The organism is Paraconexibacter sp., assembly GCF_041602235.1.
Classification (GTDB): domain Bacteria; phylum Actinomycetota; class Thermoleophilia; order Solirubrobacterales; family Solirubrobacteraceae; genus Paraconexibacter.
Genome location: NZ_JBFIGP010000136.1, coordinates 1 through 9,781 on the forward strand (window position 1 = coordinate 1; position 9,781 = coordinate 9,781).

The following is a 9,781-nucleotide window of genomic DNA, read 5'->3' on the forward strand; positions in this document are numbered from 1 at the left end:
CAACACCGCCCTGCACCCGGCCGTGCCGCCCGGGGGCGCCCTGCTGCGCACCAGCGTGATGGCGACGCACGATCGTCCGACGCTGGATCGGGCGCTGGAGCGCTTCAGCGAGGTCAAGTCGCGGTTCGAGGCCGAGCACGGTCCGCTGCCCGGTCCCGGGGACCACTGACCGGTTCCTGCCGGGCGCCCGACCCCGGCGAGGAGAGCGTACGCGTCATCTGTCGCAGATGACGTCGACGCCGCCTGGACGGAGCGTGGACGGGACCCGTTCTGCCGGAAACCGGCACTGCAGGAAAAGTGCGCTCTGAGCGCACGTTCCTTCACATTTGCCGTTGACCGGGCGGAGGAATCTGGCGTACGTTCGTGCAGCGTTGTCGACGGCGGCGCGATGAGGTGAAGCGGGGGCCGGGCCCGTGGGAAGGCCTGCAGCCAGAGACCTGTTCACCACTGGTGGAAGGACGCTGCCGTCGGGACGTGGGTTTCGGACATTCGAGGAGACGTCACCCGTCCAGTGGGTGACCGGGGAGGACGACACATGAAGGCACAGACGGCCTGCGGGCCGCAGCATCTGCGCGCGCTCGCTCGCGCGAACGAGGTCCGCCTGGCGCGCGCCGATCTCAAGCGCCGGGTGCACGCCGGTGAGGTGAGCGTGGCGGAGGTCATCCTGGATTGCGGGTGGGAGGTCGAGTCGATGACCGTCGCCGACCTGCTGCTCGCCCAGCGCCGTTGGGGGACGGCGCGCTGCCGCACCTTCCTGGCGCGCATCCCGCTCTCGGAGACCAAGACGGTCGGGTCGATGACCGATCGTCAGCGTCGTGCGGTGGCGGCGGTCCTCACCGACGGTGAGCACGCGGCTCGCCGTTTCGAGCGCGAGTTGCAGCCCGCGCTCGTCTGAGCAGGCGAGGCGGTGGCGAGCGGCGCCCGGGTGCGGCGCTCGCCACCCCCCGTCCGGTGCTCGCGGGCCGGATCGCGTCCGGGCGACCGGCTCAGCTGGCCGCGATCTCCAGCAGGTGGCCGTCCGGGTCCCGGAAGTACACCGACCGCAGCCCCGCCCGCTCCAGCACCTCGCTGCAGGCGACACCGGCGCCCGCGAGGTACTCGGCCCAGGCGTCGAGCTCGTCGCGAGACGCGACGTGGAACGCCAGGTGATGGGTGCTGCCCCGCCCGACCGTCCCCTCGTCCATCTGCGGGTACTCGAGGAACGTGACGAGCGTCCCGGGCGTGCCGGCCGGGTCCCCGAACCACACGTGCTGCGCGCCGGGGTCGTCGTCGTTCTCCGCCTCCCGCACGACCGTCAGACCGAGCACGTCGCGGTAGAACTCCCGCGTGCGGGTCAGGTCGGCGCAGATCAGCGTGACGTGGTGCAGGCCACGCAGCTGCATCCGGCGCGGCTCGGAGGATGCGGGGTGGTCGGTCATGGGGCTCCCGTCGAGGTCACGTCGAAATCCGTGGGCGTCCGCCGGCCGCCGATCGCCGCGAGCATCCTCATGCGCGGAACTTCAGGCCTCCGGCCTGCTTGGCGAACGCGTTGCGCAGCAGCTGGAAGGCGGCCGCGAACGCCAGAGCACCCGTGACGAGCAGGCCCGGCTGCGGCAGGGGCGTCCAGTAGAGCGGGACGTTCACGACGACCGCACACACTGCGGCGAGCAGCGCGCTGTGCGACTTGTACCCCGCGAAGTGCTCGCGGATCGCCAGCTCGAGTGCGGCCACCGACACGATGACCATGCCGATCGCCAGCATCGCGATGGCGTTCGTGAAGAACCCGATGAGGACGAGCACCAGCCCGATGAAGATCAGCGTCTCCGTCACGGGGACCGGGTGCCACAGCGCCTGGGGCGCCTCCTCGCGGCGGGCCTTGCGGTCGACAGGACGCCCGCGACGTGCCGCCGCGGCAGCCGGTCGAGGGTGCGCGGTGTCCACCGCCGTCGAGGGGCGAGGCGCGCCGGGGGCCCCTCGCTTGCGGCTACGTTTGCCCATCGGTGCGCATGCTACGCGGCGAGAGCGCGGTCTGGCGCGGCGCCCGTACCGCCGCGACTAACGGGCAGCCGCTCGAGAGCTTGACGTGCCACCAGCCGGCCAGCATGCCGATGAGGCCCAAGCGCGGACGGACCTGCCAGACGCCGCACCCCGACTCGCCGAGATCGCGGTTGGGCAGCCGAGCGAACCGGTACCGCTTCGGATCCCGCAGCATGCGCTCGAGCAGGTCGCGGTTGCGCGCCTCCTGCTCGCCCGCCTCGTGCACCGTCTGCCGCGCGCGGCGCAGCTTCTCGGCGAGCTCGTCACGCAGCACCTCGAGCTCCGCCAGGTCGAGCACGCGCGGGCCGCGCCCCGTGGACGGGACCGCGACGTCGACCCCGGTACGCGGGAACGCGGCGATGAGCGTGTCGGCAAGCTGCCGCTCGAGCTCCCGGACCTGGGCGCGCAACGTGCGGCGGGCGGCCGACTCGTCGGCCGGATGTCCCAGGCCGAGTTCGGCGCGCTCCGCGGGCGCCGGGCGGTCGGATCCGACCGCTGCCGAAGCTTGCTGGATGTCATCGATGACGACCACGGCACATCTCCTCCCTGATGAGCGTACCAGCGCCGCCGCGGATTCAGGAACGGTCCGAGAGGGCGTTGGCGCACGTCCACAACGACTCCTCCACGTGGATCGCCGGCACCCCGGCGACCTGCACGGTGAAGAGCCGCAGCGTGCGCGTGTCCGCGTGAGGCGACGACCGGGTGGCGATGTCCCCGAACAGCACCGCGACCGGGCCGGCGGCGTCGGCCACGACCAACCGCCCCGGCGGCAGCCCGGGCGCCAGGTCGTCGGCGCCGAGACGCTCTCCCTCGCGGGCGCCCCGGATGCCCAGCGGTCCGTCCAGACGATCGGCATCCAGCGCCCAGACGGGGACCGCGGTCTCCATGAGCGCCAGCAGCAGGGCGTCGTGCAGGCGCCCGCGCGAGGCGAACCCCCCGGATCGCAGTCGCTCGACGGCCGCCCCCTCGACGGGTGTCCGGGTCGTGTCCGGGTCCAGGCCGATGTGGCGGAAGAAGACCCGGTAGGCGTGCGGGATCGGCTGGCGCCGCATGGTGATCACCTGCGCACCGTCGTACCGGTTGCTCAGCATCCGCAACTGGGCGCGCAGGGCGGGCGTGGTCCGGCGCCTCGCCGGGGCCGACACCTCGACGGTGAGGAGGCGCAGCTCGGGGAACTCCTCCAGCAGCTCGCGGTCGACCCAGCCCTCGCGCGTCGGCGGGTCCGGGTCGACGTCCTTCACGGGGTCGTCTCCCCCACCCGCCGTCGTCCGTCCTTCAGCGCGTTCACGTACCGGTCCAGCTCGGCCACGCCGAGCTTTCCGAGGGTGGTGTCGAAGGTCTCGCCGCCACGCTTGATGTACGCGATCTGGGGGCAGACGGCGACGCCGTAGAGGTTCGCCAGCACGCCGTCGTTGTCGTAGCCGATCGGGAAGTCCCAGCCACGCCGCTCGATGAGCTCCCGCAGCCCGTCCCGGTCCCCGCGGATCGAGATCGCCGCGAAGCGCACGTCCGGGTGTCGGCGCGCGACCGCCTGGACGACGTCGAGCTCGTCGACGCACGAGCCCCCGCGCGTCGCGAAGAACGCCAGCACGACGGGCGCCTCATCGGTCAGGGCGCACAGCGTCAGCACGTCGGGACGACGGATCGAGCACGCGGGCACGTCGCCGGCGCTGCCCTGGTCCGCCTTGGTGGCGACGTTGACGTCGCCCTCGAGGTCGCTGCTGGCCAGCGGCGCCGCGAAACTGGGTGCGGGCGTCCCGGGCTCCAGCCCGCGCGACGAGACACCCTCGGTGTTGAACGAGTTGATCGTCACGAGGGCGAGGACGAGCACCAGCACGACGCCGAGGAACCATCCGTAGCGGCTGACGCCCGACGGCAGCCCCGAGCGCCGCAGCGGCGGTCGCACACCCTCCGGCGCCTCGGTCTCGTCGTTCGCCGCGAGCCGCTGCGCGGCGCTCGGGCGTGCGGGCTCGTCGTCCTCGGGATCGAACCCGAGCGGGCCGTCCTGGCGGTCCTCGGTCACGTCCCCTCCGGCGGGACGGCGGCGACGACGCGCTCGGACGGCTGCTGACGACGGCGCGGCATGACGCGGATGGGCCGTGCACGCGGGCGACGCAGCCGCAGCCGCGGTCGGCGGAGGCGCAGCCGCGGGCGGGGCGTCGTGCCCTCCGCGAGCATGAGCACGGCGGGAAGCACGACCAGCACCCCGAGCAGCGACACGGTGAGGTCGATGACCGTCACGGCGCCGAAGTCGCGCAGCATCCGGATGTCGGACAGCACGAGCACCGCGAACCCCGCGATCGCGGTGATGCCGGACGCACGCACGGCAGCGCCGGTCGACGCGTAGGTGCGCCGCAGCGCGGTGGCCGGGTCGTGGCCCGCCTCGCGCTCCTGGCGGTAGCGCTCGGACAGGAGCACGCTGAACTCGGTGGAGATCGCGATGACCAGCGCACCGAGCGTCACCGACATCGGGTTCAGCGGCACGCGCGTGAGGAACAGGACAAGTGCGGACCAGCCCGTGGCGAGCACGATCGGCACGAGCGGTATGAGCGCCCGGCGGCGGTCGCGGAACGCGGCGAGCAGCACCAGACCGACCGCGAGCAGGCCGGCCAGCAGCGTCCCGGCGCGGCGCCACGGCGAGGAGACCGCCGCGTTGGCCTCGGCGGCGAGGACCGGCAGGCCGGCGAGCTCGGCGGTGACGCCCTCCGGCGGGTCGAGCTCATCCCGCATGACGTCGATCACCTCCTGCTGGCGGTCCAGCGGCATCAGCCGCACGCCGAAGGCGAGCGTCGCCGTGCGCTTGTCGGCCGTGATCACGCCCTGCGAGAAGTACGGCGGCACCGCCTCGAGCAGGGTCTCGATCTGGGCCTTCGTGCGGCCGCCCGTCCCGGAGCGGAACAGGTCCGGCAGCGAGAACGCCGGGCAGAGCTCGGCCTGACCGCAGCCGCGCTTGCTCGAGTAGCCGAACCGCTTGACGAGGCGGTTCTGGTAGTCCGTCATCCACGAGACGACCTCGGGGTCCGTCAGCCGGTCGCTGCTGATCACGACGTCGATCTCTCCGCCGACCCCGGTGGAGCGCTGCAGGTCCTGGAGGTCCACGAGCGCCGGGAGGTCCTTCGGCACGAGCTTCTGGATGTCGGACTCCACGTCCGCCTGGGTGTCGATCGCCCAGCCGATCACGGCGACCGTGGCTGCGATGCCGAGGACCCGTGTCGGCCTGGACGTGCTGAACGCCAGCGCCCGCGTCCCGGCGCCGCGCAGGGCGCCCGTGCCACGTCGACCGACCCGACCGACGCCGCCGTGGACGGCGCGGCCCAGCCGGTTGCCCACGAGGATGTCGCGCGCGCCGCGCGCCGCGGAGCGGAGGATGTCGCCCGCCCCGAGCAGGGCGGCGCGCACCATGTCCCACGCCGCCAGCAGCGGCCCGGGCGCCCCTCCGCCTCCACGCGCCGTATGGGCGAGCACCGCCGTACCGATCACGAGCGCGCTGAGCAGCGAGAGCCCGATGCCCAGGACGAGCAGGATGCCGAAGCCCCGCACCATCGGAACGGGGCTCAGGACGAGGACCAGGAACCCGGCGGCGGTGGCGGCGGCCGCCGTTACCACCGTCGGCGCCCCTCGGCGCGCCGCGCCGGCGATCGCGCGGTCGATGTCCCCGCGCGCGGCGCCTCGGCGCTCCTCCTCTATGCGCGCGTGCAACTGGATGGCGTAGTCCACCGCCAGGCCGATCAGGACGGGCAGCACGGCGATCGAGGCCATCGTCAAGCCGGCACCGGCCGCCGACAGCACGCCGAACGTCAGCGCGGTCGCCACGAGCGCGATCGCCAGCGGGAGCAGGCGTAGCCGAGCGCGGAACACCAGCGCCAGCGTCAGCGCCATGACCAGCAGCGCGCCGAGGATCAGCCAGGAGATCGAGTCGGTGATGGCCTGCGTGAGATCGGCGACGACGACCGGCGCGCCGGTGACGAGATAGGTGCCCTTGCCGTTGACGAGCTCCCAGTCCTTCATCTCGACTGCGGCGCGGATGTCGGCGATCGCCGCCTCGCGGGTCTTCTCGCTGAGCCCCGGTTGCAGACGGACCTGGATGACGGCGCGATCGCACGTGGGGAACAGGTACGCGAAGCGCGCCTTCGGACAGCCGACCGGCTTGCTGTCGTCGAAGATGATGCTGGACACGAAGTCCGGGTTGTTGAGCTGCGGCAGCGACGTCACGCCGTACTTCGTGGCCAGGAGCAGCAGGTTGCGGGTGAACTCGGCGTTCACGAGCTCCCGCGCCTGCTCACCGAGCCTCTTGGCCTCGGCGGCGCTGCGCCCCTTCTCCCTGGCGAGCTTGCGGGCGGCCTCGGCGGCCTGCTCACCGCGCTGCTGCGTGTCCTGCTGCTGCCGGGCGAACTCCTCGGCGATGCGACCGACCGCCTCGTTCAGGAAGGTGCCGGGCCCGAACACGACGCGCACGGCCTTGGAACGGGCGAGGCGGGCGCACGGCCCGGACTCCCCGCCGCGCGGGACCACACCGGGCGGACGGTTGCCCGACAGGCAGCCCTCGAGGCCGACGAGACGCTGGATGTCGGCGGTGAGCGCGAGATACTTGAGGTCCTCCTTGACGAGGACGATGACGGCATCGTCCCCGAACTTCTCGTGGAAGCGCTCGTTGGCCTGATAGCTGTCGGCACCCCGGCCGACGAGGGTGTCCGTCGACGCGGTGGGCTCCAGCCGCGACGCGAACAGGCCGGCGACGACGACGAGCAGCAGCGCGAGCGCGATGGCCGCGCGGGGACGCCCAGCCGCGCCGCGCATCAGCGCGGTGACCCCCCGGACCACCATCAGTGCCTCACCCTCGTCTCCACAGCCATGAGACGGTACCGACGGCGCCGCGAGGAAGCGCCGCCGCCGCTACTTGGAACGTGACGCTCCCGCCGTCGCCCCGGTGGATGCCGCGACCTGCGGGAAGTCGGTGGTCTTGCCCCCGACGGTGTACTGCCCCTGCTTCACGCACGGCGGGGCCGCGACGCTCGTCACCGCGCCACCGAACACGTACTTGACGACGTTGTCGCGCAGCGGGGCCGGCAACAGGCCCAGGAGGCCGTCGGTCGCCCCGCCGAGGGCCGGCACGATCCCGTTCTTGCAGTGGCGGTCCTCGAAGAGCTTCAGCCCGTCCTTGATGGTGCTGAAGGCGCCCGGCAGCGGGTACGGGTTCGGCCGGTTGGTGCCGATGCGCCGCGGATACACCGCCAGGTTCTCGGCGTTCAGCGGGTTGGTCGTGCGCAGGTAGTGCGTCTTGGTGGTGACGTCGCCGCCCGGCGGGATGTTCGAGGCCTGCGTGGCGCCCACCACGTTGGCGAAGAACGCCGACCCCTCTTCCTTGTACCGGCCCAGGAAGCTGAGGATCGGGTTGAGCTGACGCAGCACCGGATCGGAGGCGCCGAGGAAGGGCTTCAGGTCGTCGAGGAGCTGCTGGGTCGCGGGGAGCCCCTTCTTCGACGCGGTGATCAGCGGATCGAGGTCGCGGAACAGCGCCTTGAGGTCCGGCGCGAGCTCCTTGAGGTCGATGAGCGTCGGGCTCAGCTGACGGGCCGCTGGGCGCAGCTGCGTCACCAGCGGGTCGGCCTTGCGGGCGAAGGACGTGAGGCGACGCACGGTGACCGCGGCCTCGCGGTTGAACGTCGGGAGCACGCGGAACGTGTCGGCCAGCTCCTGGTCGCGACGGGCCGTCGTCTCGAACACGCGGTTGGAGTTGGTGATCAGCTGGGCGAGCTGCGTGTCGCGCTCGCTGAGTGCCTCGAAGACCTCGCCCCCGTTGCGGACGAGCCGGCGCACCGTGCTCGACTGGGAGTTCAGGATGCGCAGCAGGTCGTTGGTGTCCTGCGCGAAGGGCGCCAGGTTGCCGAGGGCGTCGGAGATGTCGCGGCCCCGGTCCGTCGTCGCGGTCGCCAGCGAGCTCATCCAGACCTTGAACGCCTCCCTGGTGTCCGGATCGAACGCCCGGAAGATCTCGTCGAGCTCGACGGTCGGGGACACCTGGCCGGCCGGGAGCCGCCCGTTCTCGGGCACGAATCCTGCGCTGTTGTTGCCCGGTGTGAGCTCGACGTAGGTCTCCCCCAGCAGCGTCTTCTGACGCAGGATCGCCCGCGTGTCGCGGCGGACCGGCGCGTAGCGGGGCTCGAGCTCGATCACGGTGTCGGAGCGGCCGGACAGCCGGTTGGGCGTGACGCTCTTGACCTTGCCGACCGAGACGCCGGAGATGCGCACGTCGGCCTCGACCGCGAGCTGCGTGCCCTCACCGAAGGACGTGGTGAAGCGGTATCCCTGCGGCTTGAGCGGCGTCGGTCCGCCGAACGCCACCCACAGGAACAGGAGCAGACCGAAGCAGGACAGGGCGAACCCCGCCATGATGAGCAGCCGGCCGAGGGTTGGGGCCTGCTTGACCATCTACGGGGTCGCCTCCTTGACCGCTTCGGTGGCCGTCGGCGGTGGGATCGGAGCGTCGGCCGACCGGCTGGCCGCGGAGCGCGAGGGCGCCTGCGAGGTCGTCGGGCACACGTCGCTCGTCAGCGGGAAGTTGACGAGGTCGATGATCGTGCCGAGCTGCGGGTTCACGCCGCCGATCTGGTCCAGCGTGGCCAGGGACGAGCACGACAGCTGCAGCAGCCCGCGACGGATCGGTCCGTGCGCGTCCTGCAGGCCGAACACGGTGCCTGCCGCGTGGTTGGCCCACGACAGCCAGAACAGGTACCCCTCCTCCGCGTCCCCGGGCGGGTTGTAGGCCAGCGTGTTCAGGAGGTAGTTGGCCGTCTTCAGCGAGCTGGTGAGCTTCGGCGTGACGACCGCGAGGTCGCGAGCCGTCGGACGCAGGATCTTCACGACGGGCCGGACGTCGCGGGCGAACGGCCGCAGCTGCGTCCGGATCACCGGGGTGCTGTCCCGCAGGAACGGGCGGGTGGCCTTCAGGGACGGGCCGAGCGCACGGGCGGCCGGGCGCAGGTCGCGCAGTGTCGGACCGAGCTCCTTGGCGAGCGTGTCGGCCTTGGCGAGCGCCGTGCGGGTCTCCCCGAGGGTGTCCGGCAGCAGCTGCAGGGCCTCCCGCAGCCGTGCGTCCTGGTTCGCGAACGCGCGGAACACCGCGTTGGAGCTGTCCACGAGGTCGGCGAGCTCACGGTCCTTGGTCCCCAGCTTCTCGGAGACCAGCCGGAAGTTGTGGATGACGCGGCGGATGTTCGCCCGTCGGGTCGCGAGCAGGCGCGTGATCCGGTCGGTGTCCCGCGCGGTGGGCTCCAGGCGCCGCAGGACGGACGACAGCCGCTTGCCGTTGCCGTCGAGCCCTTCCCCGGCGTCGCCGAGCAGGATCTGCAGGTAGGTGCGGGTGTCGGCGTCCAGCGACGCGAGGATCTCGTCGGCGTTCACCGACGGCAAGGTGCGGCTGACGGGAATCGGCTCCGACGGCGGCAGTTCGCCGGCCGCGCGGGAGCCCGGCGACAGCTCGATGATCATGTCCTCGAGCCCCGTCTTGGGCCGTACGAGGGCGGTGGCGACCTTGTAGATCGGTGTGTACCTGCGCCGGATCTTCATCGTGACGACGGCCCGGCCGTCGTCGAGCTGGACGTCGGAGAGCTCCCCGACGGGGACTCCCGCGATGTTGACCGTCTGGCCCTGCCCCGGCGTGATCGACTTCGCCGTCTGCAGGGTCGCCTTGTAGTCGACGAAGTCGCTGCCCAGGACCGGCACCCACTTCGGCAGGTAGAACCGCTGGTTGGACAGGATGTAGCCG

General features: G+C 72.1%; 9 protein-coding genes. 1 reads left to right on the forward strand and 8 read right to left on the reverse strand.

Translation table 11 applies throughout. The annotated features are described in order from the left end of the window. Window positions 1-535: 535 nt before the first annotated feature. Window positions 536-895 (forward strand): hypothetical protein, encoded by a 360-nt coding sequence (locus ABYE80_RS11960; RefSeq protein WP_372790510.1) that lies wholly within the window; start codon window positions 536-538, stop codon window positions 893-895. A gap of 91 nt (window positions 896-986) precedes the next feature. Here ABYE80_RS11960 and ABYE80_RS11965 read toward each other — a convergent pair whose 3' ends face one another. The 8 genes from ABYE80_RS11965 to ABYE80_RS12000 form a co-directional block, all read right to left on the reverse strand. Next, complete coding sequence (locus tag ABYE80_RS11965) at window positions 987-1,418, reverse strand: VOC family protein (protein WP_372790511.1); 432 nt, start codon at window positions 1,416-1,418, stop codon at window positions 987-989. Window positions 1,419-1,485: 67 nt separating this feature from the next. Further along, window positions 1,486-1,977, reverse strand: a complete 492-nt coding sequence (locus tag ABYE80_RS11970; RefSeq protein WP_372790512.1) for a hypothetical protein — start codon at window positions 1,975-1,977, stop codon at window positions 1,486-1,488. Then, the gene (locus ABYE80_RS11975) at window positions 1,964-2,548 is read right to left on the reverse strand and encodes a hypothetical protein (RefSeq protein WP_372790513.1); all 585 of its coding nucleotides are present in this window, start codon (window positions 2,546-2,548) and stop codon (window positions 1,964-1,966) included. Before ABYE80_RS11975 ends, ABYE80_RS11970 begins: the two co-directional genes overlap by 14 nt. 43 nt (window positions 2,549-2,591) lie before the next feature. Continuing rightward, the gene (locus ABYE80_RS11980) at window positions 2,592-3,257 is read right to left on the reverse strand and encodes a phenylalanine--tRNA ligase beta subunit-related protein (RefSeq protein ID WP_372790514.1); all 666 of its coding nucleotides are present in this window, start codon (window positions 3,255-3,257) and stop codon (window positions 2,592-2,594) included. After that, a complete protein-coding gene (locus ABYE80_RS11985; RefSeq protein WP_372790515.1) occupies window positions 3,254-4,039 on the reverse strand; it encodes a TlpA family protein disulfide reductase in 786 nt (261 codons plus the stop codon). The genes ABYE80_RS11980 and ABYE80_RS11985 overlap by 4 nt, the downstream gene beginning before the upstream one ends. Then, window positions 4,036-6,840: an RND family transporter gene (locus ABYE80_RS11990; RefSeq protein ID WP_372790516.1), complete on the reverse strand. Its 2,805-nt coding sequence runs from the start codon at window positions 6,838-6,840 to the stop codon at window positions 4,036-4,038. The genes ABYE80_RS11985 and ABYE80_RS11990 overlap by 4 nt, the downstream gene beginning before the upstream one ends. A gap of 69 nt (window positions 6,841-6,909) precedes the next feature. Then, the gene (locus ABYE80_RS11995) at window positions 6,910-8,445 is read right to left on the reverse strand and encodes an MlaD family protein (protein ID WP_372790517.1); all 1,536 of its coding nucleotides are present in this window, start codon (window positions 8,443-8,445) and stop codon (window positions 6,910-6,912) included. Further along, window positions 8,446-9,781, reverse strand: a 1,336-nt coding sequence (locus ABYE80_RS12000) for an MlaD family protein (protein WP_372790518.1), incomplete at its 5' end; no start/stop codon positions are given. It lies immediately after the preceding gene.